This window comes from Sphingobacterium sp. UBA7855 (assembly GCA_002500745.1).
In the GTDB taxonomy this organism is placed as follows: Bacteria; Bacteroidota; Bacteroidia; order Sphingobacteriales; family Sphingobacteriaceae; genus Sphingobacterium.
The window spans coordinates 428,319-453,022 of the sequence record DLST01000018.1 but is presented as its reverse complement, the minus strand read 5'-3'; the positions used below and the strand labels follow the sequence as shown (position 1 = coordinate 453,022).

Here is a 24,704-nt window from a genome sequence, read left to right as displayed (position 1 = left end):
CATTGCTGCGTATAGACCGCTATTTTTTTGCAGCATTGATCACTTGTGTATTCAACTTGATGTATTCAGCGTTCTTGTCAGCTGTGGCCACTTCAAGACCTTTCGTCGCAGTTTCTACCGCTCCTTTTTTATCTCCTGCTTTTAATTGAGCTTTTGCTTTCCAATAGAGCACATGTGCAGCTTTGGGTTGGGCTTTAGCAGCTTCATCAAACCAGTTTAAAGCTTTATTCAGATCCAAATTATTAGTAAAGTAATATTGAGCGGCTGCAAAATATGGTTTTTTCTCCCCTTTCATAGCCTCGTCGATTGACGCTAATATTTTATCTTGCTGGTTTACTTTGAGGGCGATTTTTACAGCAGTTTTTTCCCAAGCCAAACTTAAAACCGCATCTGTTGGCGTAACATTGTCAAAAGCGATGGTAAAAGTTTCCACTGGATTGGCTAATGTTTGTGGTTTAACATTGAAACGTAAAGCGTCTTCAGTTTGTTTATACGTGTATGCGCCCCATTGTTTTGTGTTTTTACTGATTATGATGGTCCACTCCGATTTGTTTGGGATCGTAAAAAGCGAATAGGTTCCTGCTGAAAGCTTATTGCCATTTAATGTAACATCTCCTTCAAAGGTTAATGTGGTATTGGTATTTGCTCCTGTACGCCACACCTGATTATAAGGGACAAGATCACCAAAGATCTTACGTCCATTCATACTTGGTCTGCTATAGTTTAGTGTTACATTTTCAATACCTAATCCTTGTGTAATTGTTTGTGAGCTGCTGGCTGCAGGAAGCTTAATTTGAGCGAAAGATTCTCCAGCCGTAAACATCATGGTTGCGGCAATGGCAATTGCAAAAAGATTTTTTTTCATCTGTATCATTGTTTGTTTTGTTATATACGCGTTTTCAACAGTTTCACGCCTCTATCTATCTTCTAAAAATAGGAAGAATTTCACAGAAAAAGGGTATCTATTTTTAGATGCCCTTTCGCTCGTCCGCTATTGTGTTCTACTAAGTGTTTCCTTTTCCAATTTTATGCCCTTTAGTGGCAAAAAATAAGATATACAGGTAGGCCGGAACCATCGCAAAGAGAAACGCATGTTGGAAGTCAACATGTAAAGTGTCCTTCAAATAACCATATATCAACGGCCAGATTGCTCCTCCGGCAATACCCATAATCATAATGCCTGATCCTGTTTTCGTAAAGCGTCCTAGTCCTTTTATACCCAGCGGAAAAATTGCTGGCCACATCAATGCATTAGCGACACCTAATAGGGCTACAAAGATATAAGACGTCAGTCCTGTAGAAAATGCCGAAATTGCCGTAAATGTTATCCCAACAATTGTACAGATACGTAAAGCGGTTTGCTGCGATACAAATTTTGGAATAGAGATGATACCAATGAAATAGCCAACTAACATACATACTAGCGTAAACGTAGTACCATACTTAACAAAAAATGGCGGCAGTGATAATAATCTTCCGTACGTTCCGATGATGTCACCTGCCATTACTTCGACTGCAACGCAGAAGAAAATAGCGAGAAATCCTAAAAATAAATGTGGAAACTGAAAGATACTTGTCTTTTTAGTACTGGTGACAGCAGCAGCATCTGTTGCTTCTTCTTCCTTATTGACATCAACTTCGGGCATTTTTACAGCAAATACGACAATCGCTAGAATCGCAACACCGATAGCCACTCCAATGTAGGGTCCATGAAGCCTTTCAGATAATTCTGCTAACAGTGCATCGTGTTCTGCACCTGCTTTGAGTTCTTTGATTCTACTGGAAATGCTGTCGTAATCTTTTAATAGGATGCTCCCCAAGACTACTGGAACAATCATGCCAGCTGTTTTATTGAAAATCCCTACGATGGAGATCCTTTGAGCGGCACTTTCTATGGGGCCGATTATACTTAAATAAGGGTTAATCGCTGTCTGTAAAAGCGCCATACCTGAAGCTTGCACAAAGATAGCGACCAAGAACAGTTTGTAGCTCAAATTTGATGCGGCAGGAATAATGATAAGGGCGCCTAAAATAATTAACACTAGACTGGCCACTAATCCATTTTTAAAGCCTGTTTTCCCTAAAATCCATGAACTGGGTAATGCGAGAAAAAAATAGGCAATATACGACGCAAATAGAATTAAAAATGCTTGTGTGTCGGTCTCTAAATTAAATGCTAAGCGTACAAAAGGGATCAATGCGCCATTGGCCCAAGTGATATATCCAAGAATAAAAAATAATGCACAGCAAATGAGCATAGGGACTATTGCTGTTTTACCCGAATTAGGATTAGTGGTCATTTTTTTAATTATATTTAGTTAAGTTATCGTTCACGCAGTAGAAATCTGTTGAAAAAGTTGCTTTAAGCAATCGATTGCATGCTATTTTGTTGATTTTTAAACTATCCAACGTACAAGACTACTTAAATTTATTGAATATAGGAAATAAATAAAGGCATATTTTTTTGCTCGGTTTTGAGAATTAATTCACGAAAAAAGGAGGATAAATTGTAATTATCCTCCTTTAAGTTTTAATGCTTCGGATTAAAATTTGATGGTTTTGGAATTCGCGTGCTCAAAAGCCCGATAAATTGTATTATTTCGGAACGATCGCTACTGTCAGTCTGGAAATACAATTTAATTTATTGAACCGGTCATACATCTTTATTTCCCAGATATGTGTGGAACGGCCAATATGTATGGGACTGCATTTCGCTGTAATTATTCCAGCGCTTACGGGACGTATATGGTTTGCGTTCACTTCAAGTCCAACGCCGCGATATTTATCTGGATCAACCACCAGGTTAGAGGCAATACTTCCTAGAGACTCTGCCAGGACTACCGAGGCTCCACCATGTAATATTCCATGCGGCTGCTTGACTTTATCTGTTACAGGCATAGTTGCTGTAATGGTGTTGTCATCTATTTCTGTCGCTTGAATTTCCAAAAGACCTGACAGGTATTTGTTAAAAAATACATTTATTTCCTCAATGCTGTAATGCTGAAACCAAATTTTTGACATCGTCTGAGTTTAAATAACGTTCTTGGATAATAATGCGGTGATGATTGAGGTGTCCCGCAATGACATATAACAGTGCTTTTACACTTGTGAGTCGCTCAGATGCCATTCCTTTACGCTCCAATTCAGCGTCATTGAAACTGTTGAAAAGCATCATATTGGCTTTGCGAATAAAGGTGAATTCTTTGCTCAAGCTTTCCAAGGTACGGTCATTATAGCGCGAATACTGAATGAGGTAGTCTTGGTCATAACCGGCGAGCTCCTTCAGGTCATTTCGGGAGAAGCGCAACGCACGATAGGCCATGATGCGTTCATTGTCGATGACGTGGCCAACGACTTCTTTGATAGTCCATTTATCCTCGGCGTATCTAAAATTGCCTCTTTCCTCAGGAATTGTGTCCAGAAATGCCGGAAAGGAGAGCGTTTGTTCTTCGAGTGCATCAAACACGTTATCGACGACAGTCTCAATATATGGCGCATAGACTGCTGGATATTCGTCAGATTTGAGTGGCTTCATATTTTAAATTGCTTTTTAAGATTATTCGAAATGTTGTTCCTTTACCTAATTCAGATTCTTTTACAAAGATTTGTCCTTGGTGATACCGCACCATTCTCTTTGTCAGACTAAGCCCGAGCCCCCAGCCTCTCTTTCTTGTTGTGAAGCCTGGCTGGAAAACTGATTCAAAATTAGATCTCGGAATTCCTTTGCCCGTATCGCTAATGTCTATAAAAATTTCTTCTTTCGCAATATTTTCTGAAATATTAACAGTTATCTTTCCTTCTGTACCAATGGCATTTACACCATTTTTCAATAAATTTTCTATAATCCAGTCGAAGAGTGGAATATTGAGCTTTGCTTCAAGATGTTTGTCTCCTTTTAATTCGAAAGTAATTTTATTGCTAGTCCGTATACGGAAATAATCCATGTAATTTTTAATGACCTCGTAGAGGTTGTGATTGGTCAGTACGGGGGTGGACCCTATTTTTGAAAAGCGGTCAGCGACAATCTCAAGCCGCTTTATGTCGTTTTCCATTTCATTCAGGGTATCATCTTCTTCGGCATCAAATTTTATACGAATCAGTTCTAGCCAACCCATCAACGATGAAATGGGGGTCCCCAATTGATGTGCCGCTTCTTTGGTGAGGCCTACCCAAACAAGATTTTGTTCAGATTTTCGGATAGAGTTGAAAACGGTATATGCAATGATAAGGAAGAGTGCAATGAGCGATAGTTGTACGTACGGAAACACCCTTAGCTGTTGCAAAAACCAAGAATCTTTGTAGTATACATGCCATTTTTGCCCATTTTCCAATTCCAAAGTAATGGGGGGATGGCTTTTTTTCATAAATGCCAACTGTTTTTGAAAATAAGCTGGGTCATAATTTAGATGCTTTGTAACACTGTCGTTTTGTCCGGGCTTAATATTGGTCTTCGTAGAATCGAGGTTCCGCCAAAAAATGATATCTTCTCTATCGTCAGTAATAATTGCTGGCAAATTTAGGCTGTCTCTTACAGCGTAGATAAATGTAATGAACTCATCATCTACGTCGGGCATGGTCATGATATTTTTAGTGCTCATGGCCCATACCTCGGCCTTTGAACGTTCGGCGTGAGCAAGATTTCGAACGAGGTAATTGGTGTACACCAAGGAGGCAACAGCAATGACTGCTGCAAAGATGAGCAAGATAAATTTCCAGCGTTGCTGGCTAATCTGATAGGGTTTCATGATTCCGTATTCGTGTCCTTCATCGCAAATTACTGAATAAATGTCTGTTTTCTGCACTTTTATTTCATTGAAGAAGTGGTCGTACCGCCCAAATCAAAAATTTTGTGGTAATTTTGCTTCATGAGTTCAGAAAGAAAAGTCAGAGTGCGTTTTGCACCAAGCCCTACAGGTGGTCTTCACCTTGGTGGGGTACGTACAGCTTTGTTTAATTTTCTCTATGCGCGTCAGCATCAGGGAGATTTTATTTTACGTGTCGAGGATACGGATCAAACTCGTTTTGTCCCAGGTGCTGAGGAATATATCAACGAATGTTTAGCATGGTGTGGCCTGACGCCAGACGAAAGTCCGTTAATAGGGGGGAAATATGGGCCTTACCGTCAAAGTGAGCGAAAACCATCTTACCGGAAATATGCTGAGCAATTGATCGCAGATGGGTATGCTTACTATGCTTTTGACACAGCAGAGGAGCTGGATGAGCAGCGTAAGTTGCAGCCTAATTTTCGCTATAGCCACGAGAACAGACTTCAATTGCGCAATTCGTTGAGCCTATCTGAGACTGAAACTCAACACCTGTTGGATGCGGGGACTCCGCATACCATTCGTATAAAAATTCCTACTGATGACACGGTAACATTTACAGATATGATCCGTGGAAAGGTTGCTTTCGATACCAATCTTGTTGATGATAAGGTATTGCTTAAAGCTGACGGTATGCCAACTTATCACCTGGCCGTTGTTGTCGATGATAAAACCATGGATATTTCGCATGTATTCCGCGGCGAAGAGTGGTTGCCTTCGGCACCTATCCATATCTTGTTGTGGGAATACCTTGGCTGGGGCGATAGTATGCCGAGCTGGGCACACCTTCCTCTAATCCTCAAACCCGATGGAAATGGTAAATTAAGTAAACGCGATGGCGATCGTCTGGGATTCCCTGTTTACGCGATGAACTGGACCGATGCGAACTCTGGCGATACAACAAAAGGTTTTCGTGAGATGGGTTTCTTGCCAGAGGCTTTTGTCAACATGCTTGGCGTGTTAGGCTGGAATGATGGAACTGAACAGGAACTTTTTTCTTTAGATGAATTGACCCAGAAATTCGGCGTGGACCGTATCAGTAAAGCTGGGGCGAAATTTGATTTTGAAAAAGCAAAATGGTTTAACCATGAATGGATCAAACGATCTTCAACAGAGTCGCTGTTACCGCAGATTAAAACAGTTTTGGAACATCATCAAGTCGCGGCTGATGACACTTATGTGAGTAAAGTATTGGATGCGGTAAAAGAGCGTCTGACCTTTGTGGAAGATTTTTGGAGCCAAGCGTCGTTTTTCTTCCTGCAACCTGCAGAATACGATTTAAACGCAGTGAAGCCTAAATGGTCTGCTGAAAAAACTGCATTTTTTGAGGGGGTTAACCAGTCTTTCGCAGGATTTGATACCTGGAAGGCTGCTGAGTTGGAGCCTTTCTTCAAGGATGCCATTCAGGCATCCGGAATGAAAATGGGCGAACTGATGATGCCATTCCGTATTATGTTAGTCGGTGGAAAATTTGGTCCAGATGTCTTTCAGATAGTTGAACTGCTGGGCAGAGATGAAGTCGTAAATCGTGTAAAAAAAGCACTTCAGGAATTTGATGCTTAAATGAACGGAGTATAAAATACTAAAAGAGGCTATTTGCATTGATTTGCGAATAGCCTCTTTTAATATTGTCCACTAGAGGGGCATGAGTTTGCTATGCTCAGTTTATTGGAAACGTTGATTTTCTTTGGATTTAATGGAGTTGCTAGACCTTGTTAGATAGGCTTCCCCTAATTTGCTTATAATAGGCGTTCCCCCAGTTTGATTTATAAGTAAGGTAACCTCAGCCGGATATAAAGGGTCTTAACTGGGCCAAATAAAAATATTATTCCGGTTACAACTAATCCCAGCATTCCGAGGAAAGTAAATATTTCCATATTGCTGATTAGCGATGCTTGCTGACTCAAACTTTCGGCAAGACTTTTACTAACAATTTGGTTTGCCACTTGATCGCCATATAATCCGCTATATTTCTCGATTAATGTGTTCCAATAATTTAGTGTCAGCGGATTGCCTGTATTCAGTGTCTGTTCGAGTTGATTATAATGCTTTTTATTTAGTATATAGCTGATGTTTTGGATAAAGGCAAATCCAATATTGGTACTCCAAAATCGAACACTTGTACCCATGAGGCCAGCATTGCCTACATGTTGGGATTTGACACCTGTTAAAATGTAAATCACCAACGGTGTGAACAGCCAACCTTGTCCGATGCCCTGAATGAACAATGGGAGCCCGATGGCCCAGATTGTGGTATCAGAATAAAAGGTAGGGACGAAGAGAAAACAGGAGATTGCCAATATCAAAAAGCCAAAACCAAAGCTATATTTCGGCGATACGTTGCATAGAAGTAAGACGCCAGAACTAATAACCCCCAAGATAGTACCTGTGACATTGATGAATTGTACATCAATAATATAGTGCCAGGGCCATTTCCAGACGGTAGCCATTACGGTATAAACATTGTTGAGGCAGCTGCGAATAATATAAAAGAGAAAAAATAGGATAACTCCCAAAATCACATTTTTGTATCTCAAGACCTCAAAGTGAAAAAGAGGTCTTTTGACCAAACTTTGTTTAAATATAAATAGTGCTCCGAACACTAGGAAAAGGGCAAAGTTGATGTTGATATTGGTGTGTTCGAACCAATAGTATTTACGCCCATAGATTAGGACGTAAGCGCCGCAACTCAATGAGAGCAGCAGAAACAGGCAACTTGTGAGATCCAGTTGATAGAGGGGGAATTTTCTACTTAGGCGATTATTGTTGAGTAAGAGCAGGGCTATCGCAATCACAATCAAATGCCAATAGAGTACAACATGGATCATATCTTGCCATCTATAATCCATAATACTTTCTTTGAGCAAAGATGTTGTCAAAGTCGAGCCAGTAAGCATAAATGTATATAGGAAGAAATAGGCAATGGTGCGGCTCTTTGTATGCTTAATCTGGCTCATAACCATTGGGAGGAAACAAGCGCCTTCAAGCACGCAGAAAATACCTTCGGCTACACGCAGAACGCCAATAAGGAATGGATCTTTTGTCAATGAAATGCCGATTAGGATGAGGATGGAAGCACTGCAGGTCAACAGGATATATGTTCTCACCCTGAAATAAGAAAAAAGCCGCTGAAAAATGAGTAAAGCAACTACAATGGCGCCATACATCAAGGAAAGGAAATACTGAATATCTTCGGTTTCGATGTCAAGCGCCGACGCGGTAAATGCCGTATTCGAATGGAAGAGCGACATTAACATGAGATGGGGAAACATCGCTAGTATCATAAGCGGAAGTTTGATCCATTCGGGAACCCAGCTATAGTATACAGATTTGTTATTAAGCATGGTGAAATTAGGATTGATGGGCAGCATGAATGACAACGTTCATGCCGCCACGTAGCTTTTTAAGATCCTGCTGTGCGTCAAAGACAATTTTAACGGGGATGCGCTGCTCTATTTTTACGAAGTTTCCGGTTGCGTTATCCTGGGGTATCACGGCAAATTTGGAACCTGATGCTGGAGAAAAAGAATGGATCTTTCCTTTAAAAAGAAGGTTGGGAAATGCATCTACCTGTATCGTCACGATAGTGCCTTCTATTAGATCTTCAAGCTGTGTTTCCCTGAAATTTGCATCGATCCATTTCTCCTCGCTAACTACATTTGCCAGTGTCTGACCCTCCTTCACAAATTGTCCGGGTTGTATAGTCCGCTTCCCGACGAAGCCGTCATAGGGCGCGGTTACTACAGTATAGGAAAGGAAAAGCTGGGCATTTGTTCTTGCGGCCTTTTTAATATTAATATTCGCTTTTGCAGGTAACTCGTTTGCTTTTTCTTTGCTGGTATTCAGTCGGGCGGAATTATACTCTTCTGCCATAGCATGGAGTTGTGCTAATGCCAAATCGTAAGCTGCTTTGGCATTGTCGTACTGCTGTCTGGTTGCCGCATCGGCCTCATATAGTTTCTTGAATCGACTATAATCTTGTTGCGTCTGCCATACACTTACTTTTGCCACTTCTAATCTTGCCTTTTGAACCGAAATACTATTGGCAGTCGCATTGGCTGTTTTGCTGATTACCTCGGCATTTCTCTGGCTACTTTGGAGTTCGGCATTTGCGATATCTACCTTGGTCTGATATTCACTGGCATCAATGATTAATAGGGTGTCACCCTGATGTACATATTGATTTTCTTCAAATCGGACTTCTTTGATAAAACCGGGGATCCGACTAGCAACAGGGGTCACGTATTGATCTATCTGTGCATCATTGGTAGTTACATATTGATGAGTAAAAATCAGATGCCTGAGCAGGAAGCCAATACCGGTCAATAATAATATACTCGCAAAGAGGACGAGCGCTTTATTAAATCCTTTTGTCTTGTCTTTTTTATCTTTTCTATTCATATTCATTCTAATTGCGCATTTTCCAAATTCTTCAACTTTAGCATTCTGATCCAGATTCGATTCTGAGTTACCTGCGACATCACGATTTGTCAATGCATTTTACTTGAAGGTGGGGGCTAAGTTCCGATCGACTTTCTTATTTGGGAATATGGCCCGCACAAAGATACAGTAGGGTGGAAAGGATTTGTTTTGTATAGTCGGACGGATATTTGTTTATTTGCGCCATATTGTTGGAATAACGTAATTTTGAGGTATGGAAGAGGGCAAACTTACAGCGATTGATGCTGAGCATTACAATTTTTATATCGACCACTTGTATGTCGATCGTATTGATTCTCGCGAGTATAAACATAAAAAAGCGCGCCTGCTTTACGCCGAAGGCGGCATTATTCATGTATTTACAGCAACGAAGCACTGGTATTTGCCGGCAAGATTTTATATGTGGATTCCGGCAAATACCACTTATCATCTGGAAAGTACAAGCTCTCGTATTCCACTGTATAGTTTTTACTTTAAAGAAATGGCGGATATGCCTTCTGTGCTTTCGGTGCCGAATATATTTCTAAGCAATGATTTGATGCGTGAAATGTTTTTATTTGCTCGAGATTGGGCTGGCGGGGTGAGTAAGACGACTAATTATTCTAAATACTGTCTCCTGCGTGCGATGATGGCGATTATTCCAGATACGAGTTCACCAATAGATGCTTTTCCGATGCAGCATCCCTATCCTAAAAGTGAAAAGCTCAAAAGTGTGGCTAGGTATCTCAACAGTAATATCGATCAGTCCTTTACCATTGAACAGATTGCTGAGCGTTTTGGAATGAGTAGCCGCTCCTTATCGAGGCTTTTTAAAGAAGATATGGGCATCAGTTATGTTCGGTTTTTAAGAGCTATACGAATTGCGAAAGCCCTGGAACTCATGTCTGAAAATAACTACACCATTCTCGAAATCGCCATCCGTGTGGGTTACAACGAGCTCTCTTCTTTCAGCAACATTTTTACACGGGTGACGGGTATTCGTCCATCGATTTATATGGCGAAGATTAATGGATACAAATAGCAGTCGCGATTTTATTAGGCTAAAAGCTCTTGCAGATCTTCCTGAGAAAGTGACTTGATAAAGCTTTCTTCGGTTGTGATCAGGCTTTGTGCGATCGATTTCTTTCTATTCTGTAAGGCTAATATCTTTTCTTCAACGGTATCTTTGCTGATAAATTTATAGATAAAGACATTGCGCGTTTGACCGATGCGGTGCGAGCGGTCTACGGCCTGTTGTTCCACAGCCGGATTCCACCAAGGGTCTAGGATAAAAACATAGTCTGCTTCAATAAGATTAAGCCCCACACCACCTGCCTTTATCGAAATAAGGAATAGCTTGGTATCGTTGTTTTTACGAAACTGACTGACCGCTTCATCCCGATTTTTTGTGCCGCCATCCAGGTAGGCATAGTTTATTCCTTTGTGATCAAAATACTGGCGGAAAATATTGAGTTGTTTTACAAACTGGGAGAAAATCAGTACTTTATTGCCTCTCTGCATCACCATTTCTAGGGTTTCAATGACCGATTCGAACTTACCGGAATCGCCCGAGAATTTCTCATCCACCATTCTGGGGTGATTGGCTAACTGCCGCAACTTTGTCAAGCCTTGTAAAAGTGCAATTTGGCTAGATTTTGGTTTGTTTTCCAATTGTCCGTCAAGGATTGCATTGCGATATTCAGATTTAACCTTCTCGTAAAGTTCGGACTGTTTTTCTGTCATCTCACAGTAGAGTACCTGTTCGGTCTTTGGCGGTAATTCTTTTGCCACCTGATCTTTTGTACGTCTTAATATAAACGGTTTAACAATCGCCTGGAGACGTTGTGCTTTTTCTTCGTCTTTTTTCTTTTCTATGGGCTGCACAAACTCCTTCTGGAAATAGGTGTAACTACCCAACAGTCCGGGATTGGTGAAGTGCATCTGAGCCCAAAGATCCGAAACTGAATTTTCGACTGGAGTTCCACTTAAGGCCAGTTTATTTTTACTCTTTAGGCTTTTTATGGCTTTGAAAGATTTGGATGTCGGGTTTTTAATGTTCTGACTTTCATCCAATATAATATAGTTAAAATAATAGCTACTTAAAATCTCTTCATCTATGCGCGCTATTCCGTAAGTGGTGATTATCAAATCATATGTTGAAAATAATGCGGAATCTTTGATGCGATTGTTGCCAGTATGAAGGTGAATATTCAACTGTGGAGCAAATTGATGTGCTTCTTTTTGCCAGTTGTATACTAATGAAGTCGGTAAGACCAAAAGCGAGGTACGTACCTCCTGTTCATTCTGAAGCAGTTCTTTTTGTTGCTGCAACAAGGCTAATGTTTGTATGGTTTTGCCTAAGCCCATATCATCCGCAAGACAGCCCCCAAATTTATACTGCTTTAGAAAATTAAACCAATTGTATCCTGCCTTCTGGTATGGACGAAGATTTCCTTTGAAATGTTTTGGTTCGGGAATATCCGCAATTTCTTCGAAGTTAGCCAGATTTTGAAGTTTTCGGGTAAATACCAGTTGCGTATGTTCGCTAATTTCAAAGAGTAGGCCTATATGTACTTTATTTAATTTAAGTTCATGGCGGTCTGCAGAAAATTGAAATAGGTGATTGTACTGTGCAAACCATTCTTCTGGAATCATGGCTATTTCTCCATTCGGTAAAGTAAATTCCTTAATGTTATTGAGGATATGATTACGCAGCTGAATAAATGGGATTTCGTAAGGGCCAAATTTTGCGATAGCACTGATATCAAACCAATCATTGTCTTCTTCAATGGAGATATCCAGCGAGGTCTGTCCTATGAAGAAACGCTTTTCTTCATTATTTTGTACAATTTGAAAACCAAGTTTCTCCAGTTGTTCTTGGTGATTATTTATCCAGTCAAATATGGAAAGTCGTTTCCCAGCGGCTATCGTTGGTGTCAATAAACCGAGTTGAAGGTCAAAATCCTGTAGCCCCAGCTTTTTTAAGTTTTCATGCTGTTGTTCTTCCCATTGCAAAGATCGTTTGACACGGTGGAAAATATAATGATCGTCTCCCTCCTGATAGACCATGCGGACAGTAACTTTATTTTCGGCACCCGCTGTAAAGGTATGTTTACCGTATTTAAATTGCAGTTGAAGTTGAGAAACTCCATCTTCGATATAAATCAAATGAAGAATAGGAATTGCTTGATGCTGATGGGTTTCAATGTCGAACCCTTCGGCATAAACATGATAGCGTTCTATCAAGCCACAGACAAATGTTTCAAAATATTTTTTTTCAGTGCTTCTACCGACAGAAATATAGCGTTTATTCAGGAAGGGGCTAAGCTTTTTGCCTTCAAGGGGCTGATCGAAATAATAAAGGGTATTATTTAAAAGTAGCCACGCTTGTACATTAGTCAGCACGATAGCGTTTTTGAACATAAACTCCAAACGCTGATTTTCGTATTTGATGGTCGGGAAATAGCGCGTTTCTTCTTCGTTTCGACGGAAATGAAAAAGTATTGAGGCCGGGGATGTGGCCAGTTTAATTTCTTGATCTGCAGGATATCCATCTTTGCTCATCATAAAGAATGGTTTGTCTCCAACAGCTTCAAAAAATTGAATCATTTTTTCATCTATTTTAGGACGAAGGAGTTCATAGAGCTTTTTATCAAAAACTTTGGAAAAGAAATCTACAGGTCTGATCGCTTTTTTGTAGTATTTTTTGATGAGGTGTGTTTGTTCAATTTCATCAAGCAGTCGAATGAGTTTGTAATCTACTTCATCTAATTCGGCGGCGTAGGCACCGACAGTGTTACTAAATATGCGTTGATATCGGAGTGAGTAAGTCCCATTGGGATTGAGTTGGACCATGTGTGGCTCAATGAGATAGCCGAGATAAGGGTGCTCACATATGGAATAAACGATTTTATATACTGGAAATGACTTTGACTGTTGCATTAAAGATAGCGGACCTTGTAAATAAAGGTATCTAATATACAATAAAATATACCATTACTCGCAATTTGCCCGATGAAATTTTAAAAATTGACATGCTTGGATTGAAAATTCTGAAAACGATTAGTGTTGATTGATAGTAGAAACCTAGTAGTTGCCCTCGAAGACAAACTGCGCCGGCCCTTTTAAGAATACCTTTGTGAAATGCTGACCATCTTTATGGAAGGAGATATAAAGCTGCCCTCCTAATACACGGATAGGAATATGAATATCGCCTGTGAGATTCTGCTGCAGGGCGACGGCCATGGCTGCCGCAGTAGCACCGGTGCCGCAGGCATAGGTTTCGTCTTCGACACCGCGTTCAAAAGTACGCAGGAAATAACCATCTCCTTCAGCTTCAATGAAATTTACATTGATGCCTTCCGTTCCATATGTCGCGTTATTACGAATGGCGTAGCCGTCTTGATAGACATTCTTATGTGCGAGATTTTTTGCAAATTCAACATAATGTGGAGAACCTGTTTGTAACAGGTAGGCGTCTCCATCGCGGGCAAAATCATGCACGTCGATCATTTGGAGATTGACAAGATCTTCCGCTAAAGAGGCATGGTGTATACCGTCTACTGCCAAAAAGACAGTTTTGTCAGTAATAATGCCAAGGTCGCGAGCAAAAGCGACAATACAACGGCCTCCATTACCACACATGCTTCCTTCTCTACCATCTGCATTAAAGTAAATCATCTCAAAATCGTAATTCTCGTTCTGCTGTAAGAGCATCAGCCCGTCAGCTCCAATACCAAACCGGCGGTCACATAGCTTCGCTACCAATGCTTCGTCTGCTCTGTCAAATGCATTGTGGCGATTGTCTACTAAGATGAAATCATTGCCTGCTCCTTGGTATTTGGAGAATCTTACTTTTGTTGCCATTTTGTTGATTTTTAGTAACAAAAGTACGTTTTTTTGTTACAAAAAAACGTGATAAAGTTAAGATTTGTTAAAATGCTTGCATTTGTCTAGTAATTAACATTTTTTAACGTGTCTTATTTTCCGAAGGTTTCGAAATGGTATTACATTTGGACATATCCGAATAAAATCGGTAATTTTAAGAGCAAAAATTATCAGCTTATATTAAGACATTTTAAAATAGAAATAAGTTTATGAATAAGGTCGGTTTAACGCTATTAACAGCTGTTTTCGGTGGAGCGGTAGCATTAGGAGGTTACAAGCTTATTGAGAATAAGAAGTTTGATGGTCTGTCTTTCGAAGACAAACAAAAGGTTTATTTTGCAAATAATCCAACAGGAGTAATGTCCTCTACAGGTAATCCTGATTTTACCCAGGCTGCTGCGGCTGTGTCACCAGGTGTTGTACATATTAAAACCACATATAGCCGTAAGGGATCACAACAATCTCAGGGTTCTCCGTTTGACATGTTTGAAGAGTTTTTTGGCATGCCACAAGGGGGGGGGCGACGTCAAATGCAGTCGCAACCGGTACAAGCATCTGGATCAGGTGTAATTATCTCAGATGATGGTTATATTGTAACCAACAACCATGTGGTGGAAGATGCAGACAAGATTGAAGTTGTATTAACAGATAAGCGAACATTTGAAGCCAAATTGATCGGACGTGATCCAAATACCGACTTAGCTTTATTGAAGGTGTCGGGCAAGGGGCTTCCTGTGGTTAAATTAGGTAACTCAGATAATGTCAATGTTGGTGAATGGGTATTGGCTTTTGGCTATCCACTTGGACTTCAGTCTACCGTGACTGCAGGTATCATTAGTGCGAAAGGTCGTCAGATCGGCATTTTAAGTGAAGGTCAACAACAACGTGGTAACCCATTTGGTGGGGGGCAAGACCAAATTCCTGTCAGTTCAGCGATTGAATCTTTTATTCAGACAGATGCAGTAATTAATAGGGGGAATAGTGGCGGCGCTTTAACGAATGCTTCGGGTGAATTGATCGGAATTAATTCCGCTATTGCTTCTCCAACAGGTACCTATGCGGGTTATGGTTTTGCGATTCCTGTCAATTTGGTAAAGAAAATTGTTGATGACTTTGTTGAATACGGTAATGTAAAACGTGGTTACATCGGGGTAACTTATACTGAAATAACCCCTGAATTGGCGAAAGAGAAGGGTTTTGCAGATGTTGATGGCCTTTATGTTCAGGATGTCGTAGCTGGTGGTGCTGCTGAGGCTGCAGGTATCAAGAAAGGTGATATACTGTCCAAAATTAATGGGAAAGTGATTACAGGTTCACCTGTTTTAAGTGAAACTATAGGTCGTGCGCGTCCTGGAGATAAAGTAAATGTGACTTACAAACGAGATGGTAAGGAAAAACAGGTTACGATGACATTGAAAGGAGAAGATTCGTTGAAGTCTGCGAATGCTGGCGGAAAAGCTTCGAAAAGTGCAACCGAAATTTATAACAAATTAGGAGCAAGCTTTATTCCTGCATCGGCTCAGAAGAAAAAGGAATTGGGTGTGAACTCCGGCGTTGTTGTCACTCAGGTGAACCGTGGTGGTATCTTTGATTACTTCGGTGTAGAGCGCGGATTAGTTATTACTGAGGTTAACGGAAAGGCTGTTAATTCAGTTGATGATGTTGAAGCCGCTTTAGGAGCAACACAACGTAATATTGTACGTTTGAAAGGTGTGTCGCCTCAAGGTGGTGCTGTTCAATTGAGCTTCCCAGTAGAATATTAAGCATTGAGTTAAGAATTGGTTGATTAATATAGTTTAGGTGGCTCTAGCCGTTAGGTTAGGCCACCTTTTTTTTGGTTCGGAAAAACTGCTAGCGGTACATTGATTCTCTTTTATAAGGGTTGGGAGAAGCGTTAGGGTATTAGAAAACCATGGTTTGGTAAGAAGTTGGTCACTTTTAAGCGGGTTGTTTCGTTAATAATTTTAGTTTAGCTATTTTGCGGAACGAAAATACAGCAGGAATTCGGCACTTGATAAGCACAGAATTTTTGGAATTGCAATCTACTACTATTGTGCTATTGATGAATCGACGGAGTGACTCGTTGATTTAATTGAGTTTTTACGGAATTAGTCGAATTCCATAGCAGTCGTGGTATTTATTGTATAGCTTTTTAAACGTTATAGAAATGAAGATTTTAATGGTTTGTTTGGGGAATATCTGTCGTTCACCCCTTGCACACGGTATATTGAAGCAAAAGGCATTGGATCAACAATTAAACTGGGTCGTTGAATCGGCTGGTACAGGTGATTGGCACATTGGTGAAGCACCTGATCATAGGGCGATCGCAGTTGCCAAGAAATACGGTATCGATATATCTGGTCAGCGGGCTCGGCATTTTAAACCACAGTTTTTTGGTGAATATGATCTAATATTTGTCATGGATAGACAGAATTATGCAGATGTTTGTGCCCAGGTTGTAGATAAAGCGGATCTGAACAAGGTTAAACTATTTTTAGGCGACGATATTGTTCCCGATCCATATTTTGATGATAATTTGTTTGATCCGGTTTTTCAGATGATTGACCAACGTAGTGCAGAGGTGATGGCTAGTTTGATTAAATCAAAAAAATGAAGGCAGCTGAAGTTAACAAGAAATGGAGTTTCCTGCAGGATGAGATTGTGACACTATTTGATATGGAAAAACCAGACATCAAGGTGTGTTTATTTCTCATTGGTGTTCAGGAATTGGGCAAGGGTGCCCAGAAATTCTCGAAACGGGAAAAAGAAGAATTGATGCATATTGCCACCTGCCGTCTTTTCAGTGCGATGGGATTTTATACGCTGAAAGGCCTTGATGAGGAGGGATGGCCGCATTGGCAATTAATAAAACCAATTCCCAACTATACACTTTTGGAACAAGAACTGATTATGAAGTCGCTGATCATCGATTATTTTGAGGAATTAAATGTTATCTAGCGATCACATCAAGAAAAAAATAAAAGTTCAATTGGGAACGTAGAACCATCAACACATGAAATTTTTAAAAGCTAGTTTAATTGCAGTATTCTGCTTTTTACAGGTTTTGGCATTTGCGGCTAAACCTGAATTTAAATATGTACAGATCGTTACTGAGAAGGGCATCTGTGTGGTGCGGCTGTATAATGAAACGCCAAAACATCGGGATAACTTTGCCAAATTGGCAAAAAGCCAATATTATGATGGGACGCTTTTCCACCGCGTCATTCAAAATTTTATGATTCAGGGCGGTGATCCTGACTCAAAAAATGCGGTTGGCGGAGCACAGTTGGGTAATGGAGGCCCAGGATACACCATTCCTGCGGAGATTCAGGATGGTTTATTTCACAAAAAAGGTGCTATCGGAGCTGCCCGGGATAATAATCCTGAAAAAGCTTCGTCGGGATCTCAGTTTTACCTTGTTCAGGGAAAGGTATTTAGTCCTGAAGATCTCAATCGGTTAGAGCAGACCCGAATGAATGGCAAGAAGTTTTCTGAAACCCAACGTCAGGTGTACACCACTATTGGTGGTGCACCTCATTTAGATTGGAATTATACCGTATTTGGTGAGCTGGTCAAAGGTGTAGATGTTATCGATCAGATTGCGGCGGTAAAGACAGATCAGCATGATAGGCCGGAGACGGATCAAAAAATGACCATGCATGTACTTACGAGACGAGAAGCATTAAACTTGGAGCGGGAACTCAAAGGTTTAAAGCCTCAAACGGGTATCTTTTCAAAGATTAGTGATTTGTTCTCTTCAAAGGACTACTAATGTTATGTGGAAATAATATATCAGGGATTGAGAAGTTTTCTTTTTTTTATAATCTAGCATCACAACAATAAACAATGAAAATAGTAACTTATAATGTGAATGGTTTGCGTGCAGCCTTAAAGAAGGATTGGTTGGGCTGGTTGAAAGCTGTAAATGCAGATGTCATCTGCCTTCAGGAGATTAAGGCTACGCCTGATCAGATTCCCGAAGTTGCCCTATTGGAGGAGATGGGTTATGAGCATTACTGGTATCCAGCACAAAAGAAGGGCTATAGCGGAGTTGCCTTGTTTACTAAGATGACGCCTAAGCATATTGAGTACGGTTGTGGTCATGAGGATTATGATTTTGAAGGTCGTATTATCCGTGCTGATTTTGATCAACTATCGGTGATGAGTACTTATTTTCCTTCGGGTACAACCGGAGACGTAAGACAGGATTTTAAATACCGTTTTTTAAAGGATTTTCAGTTGTATAGCGATAAGCTTTTGGTGGAAAAGCCGAATCTAGTTGTCTGCGGTGATTATAATATTTGCCATCGTGCGATCGATATTCATAATCCAAAATCAAATGCGAACTCTTCGGGCTTTCTTCCAGAAGAGCGTGAATGGATGGAAAATTTTATTAATTCGGGTTATATTGACTCTTTTCGCCATCTAAATCCAGATCCGCACCAGTATACCTGGTGGAGTTATCGTGCTGGAGCGCGCGCAAAGAATTTGGGTTGGCGCATCGATTATAATATGGTTTCTAAGCCTTTGGCCGATCATATTAAATCTTCCAGTATATTGCCGGATGCTGTGCATTCCGATCATTGCCCCGTAGTATTAGAGCTGGCGCTCTAATAAAATGTCAATCATACAAAAAGGCTTTCATACCCATGAAAGCCTTTTTGTGTGATTGACAGCGGCATCACTGCCTTTGAATAGCTATTTTAACTGACTATGAATGATGGAAAGCTGCTGAGCAACTTTTTCTGCAATCGTGAGAAATGATTTTGTTACAGGATCTTCGTTGTCTATCGCAATGGGGAATCCATTATCTCCAGCATCAGAAATACCTTTTAATAGTGGTATCTCACCAAGGAAAGGTACTTTATATTCTTCAGCTAACCTTTTTCCGCCGTCTTTTCCAAAAATATAATATTTATTATCAGGAAGCTCTGCTGGTGTAAAATAAGCCATATTCTCCACCACGCCCAGTAACGGGATATTGATACTATCCATTAAAAACATACCGATACCTTTGACAGCGTCAGCTAGGGCAACTTGCTGCGGCGTAGTGACGATCACTGCACCTGCAATCGGGAAAGTTTGTGATACGGTAATATGAATGTCGCCTGTACCTGGAGGCATATCGACCACTAGATAATCGAGTTCACCCCAGTGTGCATCATTAAAGAGTTGCTTGATTGCAGAGGTGGTCATGGGGCCACGCCATGGGATAGGCTGGTTTGGGTCGGTGAAAAATCCGATCGACAGTAATTTTAGTCCAAATTTTTCAAGCGGTTCAATTTTAACCTGTCCATCAGGCATTTCTACTGATCCGGGTTTAGCACCTTCTAGGCCAAACATAATCGGAAGTGATGGCCCATAAATGTCAGCGTCTAAAAGTCCTGTTTTAGCTCCTTTAGCCTGGAGGGCAAGCGCCAAATTGGCGGCGACAGTTGACTTTCCAACTCCTCCTTTCCCTGAGGAGACCAGGATGATGTTTTTAATGCCTGAAACCTGTGCGCCTTGTTTCCCGATCACATTGGAAGTCATGTTGATCTGAACTTCGAGATTTTTGTCGATGAAATGAGCGATGGCATTTCGGCATGCGTGTTCAATATGGTCCTTAAGCGGACAAGCCGGAGTAGTTAGAATGACATCGAAAGAAATTTTTTCACCTTCGATCCCGATATTTTGAATCATATTCAATGTGACAAGATCCTTTTTCAAATCAGGCTCTTCCACATAGGATAATGCATTTAATATTTGTTCTTTGGTAACCATCTATTGTTCATTTGTAATCATGGATTACAAAACTACTCATTGCGGATCAATTTCATGTCATTTCTCTGTTTTTAATGGGATTAAAATTATTGTATATAGGGCTGGCTTTTAGGAAAGACAGCTTTTTTGGAACATTTTTATTTTTATGTAATTAATGCGTTTTATCAATAAATTTGTCTTGCTGAAGCTGCGTATAAAGCGACCATCGTTTCCGTGAATTATAATTGTATATACAGCCAAATTTATCTAAGTTTGACTGTTGATATGCACGAATTTGCATTTAGTAATAATTATGTCCAATCGATTTATAACATCTTTTAAGTCCCGCAAATGGCGATGGCTTTATATCTCTTTAGCTGCTATTTTGGTTTTGGCGTTTGCAGTAGGCGCGTATGCTTATCAAAAAAGAGATGCGATGCTCATGGGGGTAATCAACAAAGCAAAAGCGAAGTTGCTTGAAAAATATGATTTGGATTTGAAGATCCAATACTATGCTTTCCGTGGAATTAATGCTGTACAGTTTAAGAATATCCAACTATTGCCCAAAAATAGAGACCAATTGGCTCAAATTAATGATCTGACAGTATCTGTAAAATTATGGCCTTTATTATTCGGGGATGTGAAGTTAGGACAAGTTATTTTAGATCACGGTACGGTTTCTCTTATAAAAAAGGATTCAATTAGTAACTATGATTTTCTATTTAGAAAGCAGAAGAAAGACACAATAGAAAACGATAATCCGAAACAGAATCTGGCCGCTTTGGCAGATCGATTGTTGAAAAATGTGTTTTTTAAGATTCCCAACGATCTCGATCTGAAGAGCTTTGAACTTTCTTATCGTGATGACAGCACTTCACAACGTGTTGTTATTCCTTCTGCTGTGATCGATGGCGGTGATATGGAAACTAAATTTTTGTTAAACGATCATGAGGCCGCCTGGAATCTGACGGGAACAATTGATTCGGATAATCAAGAATGCGATCTCCGTCTTTTTTCTGATAAAAAGGGCGTAAATCTTCCCCTATTGCAGCGCAAATTTGGTCTCGCTGTAAGTTTTGATGAAATATCCTTCCGATTGGACAAGGCACACAGAAGAAATAAAGAATTGCTGGAACTGCATGGGCAATGGGGGTTTAAAAATTTAAAAGTAAACCATCGGCGTATTTCTAGTAACGATGTGATCTTTCCTGAGGCCCAAATGCAAGGGGCCCTGAATATCGGAGCGTCGTCGCTCGAAGTAAGCAAAGAAAGCACGGTAAAGGTTAAAGATTTTGTATTTTCTCCCTACGTTAAATATGTTCATAAGCCTGAGAAAGAGCTTTTTTTGGCCATTCACACGAATAAAATACAGGCCCAACACTTTTTTGATGCTATGCCAGTTGGATTGTTTCCTGGTCTAGAAGGTATTCAGGTGGAGGGGCATATTCAATACGACCTGAATTTTGCTTTTGAATTTAGGAAACCTGAAAATCTCCTTTTCTCTTCTAAAATGGATGATAAGGATTTAAAGGTAGTGAAATGGGGAGAGGCTAATATTGCAATGTTAAACACACCTTTTACGTATACCGCTTATGAAGATGGCAAGCCGATGCGGGAGATCGTTGTGGGCCCTCAGAATCGCAATTTTACGCCTATCGATCAAATCTCCCGGTATATGCAAATTAGCTTGATCAATACCGAGGATCCATTTTTCTTTAAGCACAAGGGATTCGAGGAGAAGGCTTTTAAATTGTCGATTGTTACAAACATCAAGGAAAAGGGATTTAAGCGCGGAGCCAGCACGATATCAATGCAACTGGTGAAAAATGTTTTTCTAAATCGCAATAAGACGGTTGTGCGGAAGTTGGAGGAGATTCTGTTGGTATGGCTGATGGAGCGCTCCCAGCAAGTGAGCAAAAAGCGCATGTACGAGGTTTATCTCAATGTCATCGAATGGGGAAATAATGTCTATGGCATAACTGAAGCTGCGCGCTATTATTTTGGAAAAACTCCGGCACAATTAGGCCTTGGAGAGAGTATATTTTTGTCAAGTATTGTTCCGCGACCCAAAAAAGGATTGAACTTTTTTGACTGGACAGGTCACTTAAAAGGAAGTATGTTGCGGTATTTTAATACTTACGGTCATATTATGACGAAAACCGGGCAGATTAGCGTGGATTCAACAACCTCAAATTATGGATTTTATGAGGTTGTTCTGCAGCCTCAATTGCGTGCAGCAAGACCGGCTGTGGTAGATTCTGTCGATATATTCGATATGGGAGAAGATCCGCTGTTGTTCGATCGTCTTGATGGCAGCTCTCCTGCCGAGGATCTCGAAAATGTATCTGTTCCAAAGAAATTAAACAAAATGGATCTCACGGAAAAGAAGGACGAGGAAAGCGGTGCGCAGGATAAGCCAAAGCGATCGTTATTTGACAAGATATTGGGACGTAAAAAAGAAGAAAAAGATAAAGATGCACAAAAGTAGTGTGTGTTATGAAAGATTAATAATAGCATGAGAAACATAGAAATTGACGGATTGTTATTTGAACCTCTCATTGAAGAGGAACAGATTCAGAAGCGTGTTCGCCTGATGGGTATCGATATCAGTCTGCGTTATGAGCATAAACAGCCTGTTTTTATAGGCGTATTGAATGGATGTTTTATGTTTATGGCAGACTTGCTCAAGCAAATTGAAGTTCCGTGCGAGATGTCATTTATTAAGTTGGCATCATACATCGGAACAGGCCAATCTGAGTTAAACGAGCTTTTAGGTCTTGGTATTGATCTGAAAGGGCGGGATGTGATTATCGTGGAAGATATTGTCGACTCTGGGCATTCACTCAAACATACGTTGGATGCAGTAAAAAAATTAAATCCGGCGAGTGTCATTGCCTGTGCGCTTTTGGTGAAACCTGACGCGCTGCAGTATCATTTCGAAGAATTGAACTATGTTGGGTTTGAAATAAGTAAAGAATTTGTGGTCGGGTATGGCATGGACTTTAATGGGCTAGGTCGGAATCTGCCGGATATCTATAAAAACATACCTGGTTAGAAAAAATTGGGTCTACTATGAGGCTGAAAAAAAGAAGGCTTTTTTGATTTTCAGTGCACTGCGCTATTTCACATTGCAGTGCACTTTTTTGGGGTTTAGGATACTGCATCTGCAGGATATTTAAAAGAACAAGTTTCAACATGGTCATTCACCATTCCAACGGCTTGCATATAAGCATAGCAGATGGTAGATCCAAAAAACTTAAAACCTTTTTTCTTCATATCCTTGGCGATTTTATCAGAAATATCGGTAGTAGCTGGTACTTGTTGTAAACTTGACCAATGGTTTACGATGGGCTGCTGTTCGGGCAGGAAGCTGTATAAATAGTTGTAAAAGCTGCCATGTTCGGTCTGTACTTTTTTGAAAAGTTTCGCATTTGTGATGGTTGACTCAATCTTATTGCGATGTTTTATAATCCCAGAGTCGGCGAGCAACTGTTCTACATTTTCATTACTGTAGGTTGCTACCTGATCGACATCAAAGTTAGCAAAAGCTTCTTGGTATGCTTTTCTTCGACGTAAGATAGTAATCCAGCTTAATCCCGCTTGTGCTGATTCTAATACCAAAAACTCGAATAAGGTTTTATCATCTTTGACTTGTCGGCCCCATTCTTTATCGTGATAGGCAACATATTGTTCATCAGATCCGCACCATTGGCAGCGTGTGGTTTCTTTGTGCATGTTCTATAAAGATTTTTGAATGCAATATAACTTTTTATCCTAACTTTACGACCACAATTAAAGAGTTTCGATTATAGACGGTTCTTGAATATTTCATTGCCGTTAAAGACAATTCATTTTAATGAACGCAGCTATCTTCAAATATCATATTCTATTTGTACTATTTCTTTTATTCGCAATAACAAAATTGAATGCGCAGGGGCGTACTTATCGAGACGTTGTGCAGGACGGTAGCACAATTGGGATTGATAGTACGCATGTTGTAAAGGATTCGCTTTTAACACCTAACGAGAAAGTCTTGGTATCCTTGAATCCAGCGTTACAGGATCAATATCGAATCGTAACAGTGGAAAGGGAGGGGTTGATGGTTCATAATATTTATAACTTCGATGTGCAGCAATATTTTCAAGGAGAATGGCGAACTAGCAAGTTGGATAGACAATATGGGACACTTAAAGTGCACCGGGAAAATTGGATTCTTTTCACGGTTCTTGCATTAATTTTTGGTGTTGGGATGATTCGGATATTTTTCCCTTCTGATATCAAATTGGTTTTTCAGGGTTATTGGGATGATCGGGTGTTGCTATCGGTAAGCAAAGAGGATACAATCTTAACATCATGGCCTTTTATTTTTCTATTCATATTATTTTCAGGCGCATTGGGTTTATTTGTAAGTCTATTCTATGCATATGAATTAGATAGATTTGATTTTATCACGTTCTCCAATTATATGAAGACGGTGGCGATGGTTGGAGGCTTATTTGCGTTAAAAATCGGATTTATTCGATTTCTATCCTTTGTGTTTGAAATTAGGAAGTTGGTAAAGGAATATGTGACTGTATTGTATCTGATTTATTTCAATACACTTTTTTTAATGCTTCCTGTACTTTTAATATTGAGTCTTGTACCCTCAACATCGGTAGGTGTTGTACTGCACTTGGCCATTGTTGGAGCGGCATTACTTTTTTGCTACCGCTTTCTTAAGACAGCGGCTCATATTATGTCGATGTATAAATTTTCAATTTCCTATTTAATTTTGTACCTTTGTTGCCTAGAAATAGCACCAATATTAATACTATTAAGATTATTGAGCTAAAA

Annotated in this window: 21 protein-coding genes; 10 read left to right on the top strand and 11 right to left on the bottom strand. The window is 40.1% G+C overall.

Annotated features, from left to right (window positions below):
• Positions 1–19: 19 nt before the first annotated feature.
• From B2107_RS18105 to B2107_RS18085, 5 genes are all read right to left on the bottom strand, one after another.
• Positions 20–865: a DUF2911 domain-containing protein gene (locus B2107_RS18105; RefSeq protein ID WP_209578523.1), complete on the bottom strand. Its 846-nt coding sequence runs from the start codon at positions 863–865 to the stop codon at positions 20–22.
• Positions 866–1,004: 139 nt separating this feature from the next.
• A complete protein-coding gene (locus B2107_RS18100) occupies positions 1,005–2,300 on the bottom strand; it encodes a sugar MFS transporter (protein WP_293957149.1) in 1,296 nt (431 codons plus the stop codon).
• Between the two features lie 295 nt (positions 2,301–2,595).
• The gene (locus tag B2107_RS18095; protein WP_293957148.1) at positions 2,596–3,021 is read right to left on the bottom strand and encodes a hotdog fold thioesterase; all 426 of its coding nucleotides are present in this window, start codon (positions 3,019–3,021) and stop codon (positions 2,596–2,598) included.
• Positions 2,987–3,535 (bottom strand): DinB family protein, encoded by a 549-nt coding sequence (locus B2107_RS18090; protein ID WP_293957147.1) that lies wholly within the window; start codon positions 3,533–3,535, stop codon positions 2,987–2,989. Before B2107_RS18090 ends, B2107_RS18095 begins: the two co-directional genes overlap by 35 nt.
• Positions 3,516–4,745, bottom strand: coding sequence for a sensor histidine kinase (locus tag B2107_RS18085; protein ID WP_293957353.1), 1,230 nt, complete (start codon positions 4,743–4,745; stop codon positions 3,516–3,518). Before B2107_RS18085 ends, B2107_RS18090 begins: the two co-directional genes overlap by 20 nt.
• Before the next feature lie 120 nt (positions 4,746–4,865).
• Between B2107_RS18085 and gltX the strand changes: the two genes are divergently transcribed.
• On the top strand, positions 4,866–6,386 hold the full coding sequence (gene gltX / locus B2107_RS18080; RefSeq protein WP_293957145.1) for a glutamate--tRNA ligase: 1,521 nt from the start codon (positions 4,866–4,868) through the stop codon (positions 6,384–6,386).
• Between the two features lie 203 nt (positions 6,387–6,589).
• On the opposite strand, the gene B2107_RS18075 is transcribed toward gltX, so the two are convergent.
• Positions 6,590–8,167 carry an MFS transporter gene (locus tag B2107_RS18075; protein WP_293957144.1) on the bottom strand — a complete coding sequence of 526 codons (1,578 nt, stop codon included), beginning with the start codon at positions 8,165–8,167 and terminating at the stop codon, positions 6,590–6,592.
• 7 nt (positions 8,168–8,174) lie between these two features.
• Positions 8,175–9,224 (bottom strand): HlyD family secretion protein, encoded by a 1,050-nt coding sequence (locus B2107_RS18070; RefSeq protein ID WP_293957143.1) that lies wholly within the window; start codon positions 9,222–9,224, stop codon positions 8,175–8,177.
• A 253-nt stretch (positions 9,225–9,477) separates the two neighbouring features.
• Between B2107_RS18070 and B2107_RS18065 the strand changes: the two genes are divergently transcribed.
• The gene (locus tag B2107_RS18065) at positions 9,478–10,284 is read left to right on the top strand and encodes an AraC family transcriptional regulator (protein WP_293957141.1); all 807 of its coding nucleotides are present in this window, start codon (positions 9,478–9,480) and stop codon (positions 10,282–10,284) included.
• 14 nt (positions 10,285–10,298) lie between these two features.
• On the opposite strand, the gene B2107_RS18060 is transcribed toward B2107_RS18065, so the two are convergent.
• Both B2107_RS18060 and dapF read right to left on the bottom strand, forming a co-directional pair.
• Positions 10,299–13,184, bottom strand: a complete 2,886-nt coding sequence (locus B2107_RS18060; RefSeq protein ID WP_293957140.1) for a DEAD/DEAH box helicase — start codon at positions 13,182–13,184, stop codon at positions 10,299–10,301.
• Between the two features lie 144 nt (positions 13,185–13,328).
• Positions 13,329–14,108 carry a diaminopimelate epimerase gene (gene dapF, locus B2107_RS18055; RefSeq protein WP_293957138.1) on the bottom strand — a complete coding sequence of 260 codons (780 nt, stop codon included), beginning with the start codon at positions 14,106–14,108 and terminating at the stop codon, positions 13,329–13,331.
• A 230-nt stretch (positions 14,109–14,338) separates the two neighbouring features.
• On the opposite strand from dapF, the gene B2107_RS18050 reads away from it, so the two are divergent.
• The 5 genes from B2107_RS18050 to B2107_RS18030 all read left to right on the top strand — a co-directional run bounded on the left by B2107_RS18050 (position 14,339) and on the right by B2107_RS18030 (position 18,743).
• Positions 14,339–15,892 (top strand): Do family serine endopeptidase, encoded by a 1,554-nt coding sequence (locus B2107_RS18050; RefSeq protein WP_293957137.1) that lies wholly within the window; start codon positions 14,339–14,341, stop codon positions 15,890–15,892.
• Between the two features lie 404 nt (positions 15,893–16,296).
• Positions 16,297–16,743: a low molecular weight protein-tyrosine-phosphatase gene (locus B2107_RS18045; protein WP_293957135.1), complete on the top strand. Its 447-nt coding sequence runs from the start codon at positions 16,297–16,299 to the stop codon at positions 16,741–16,743.
• Entirely contained in the window at positions 16,740–17,087 is a 348-nt protein-coding gene (locus tag B2107_RS18040) for a hypothetical protein (RefSeq protein ID WP_293957133.1), read from the top strand. The genes B2107_RS18045 and B2107_RS18040 overlap by 4 nt, the downstream gene beginning before the upstream one ends.
• Positions 17,088–17,142: 55 nt before the next feature.
• Positions 17,143–17,901, top strand: a complete 759-nt coding sequence (locus B2107_RS18035; RefSeq protein ID WP_293957131.1) for a peptidylprolyl isomerase — start codon at positions 17,143–17,145, stop codon at positions 17,899–17,901.
• Positions 17,902–17,975: 74 nt separating this feature from the next.
• Positions 17,976–18,743, top strand: a complete 768-nt coding sequence (locus B2107_RS18030; RefSeq protein WP_293957130.1) for an exodeoxyribonuclease III — start codon at positions 17,976–17,978, stop codon at positions 18,741–18,743.
• Between the two features lie 84 nt (positions 18,744–18,827).
• Here B2107_RS18030 and B2107_RS18025 read toward each other — a convergent pair whose 3' ends face one another.
• On the bottom strand, positions 18,828–19,892 hold the full coding sequence (locus B2107_RS18025) for an Mrp/NBP35 family ATP-binding protein (protein WP_293957128.1): 1,065 nt from the start codon (positions 19,890–19,892) through the stop codon (positions 18,828–18,830).
• A 292-nt stretch (positions 19,893–20,184) separates the two neighbouring features.
• Between B2107_RS18025 and B2107_RS18020 the strand changes: the two genes are divergently transcribed.
• Positions 20,185–22,359 (top strand): transglycosylase domain-containing protein, encoded by a 2,175-nt coding sequence (locus tag B2107_RS18020; RefSeq protein WP_293957127.1) that lies wholly within the window; start codon positions 20,185–20,187, stop codon positions 22,357–22,359.
• A gap of 27 nt (positions 22,360–22,386) precedes the next feature.
• Positions 22,387–22,926 carry a hypoxanthine phosphoribosyltransferase gene (gene hpt / locus B2107_RS18015; protein ID WP_293957125.1) on the top strand — a complete coding sequence of 180 codons (540 nt, stop codon included), beginning with the start codon at positions 22,387–22,389 and terminating at the stop codon, positions 22,924–22,926.
• 95 nt (positions 22,927–23,021) lie between these two features.
• Here the strand turns inward: hpt and B2107_RS18010 are convergent, their stop codons facing one another.
• Positions 23,022–23,606, bottom strand: a complete 585-nt coding sequence (locus tag B2107_RS18010; protein WP_293957123.1) for a DNA-3-methyladenine glycosylase I — start codon at positions 23,604–23,606, stop codon at positions 23,022–23,024.
• A 121-nt stretch (positions 23,607–23,727) separates the two neighbouring features.
• On the opposite strand from B2107_RS18010, the gene B2107_RS18005 reads away from it, so the two are divergent.
• Positions 23,728–24,702, top strand: a complete 975-nt coding sequence (locus B2107_RS18005) for a DUF4271 domain-containing protein (protein ID WP_293957121.1) — start codon at positions 23,728–23,730, stop codon at positions 24,700–24,702.
• Positions 24,703–24,704: the final 2 nt, after the last annotated feature.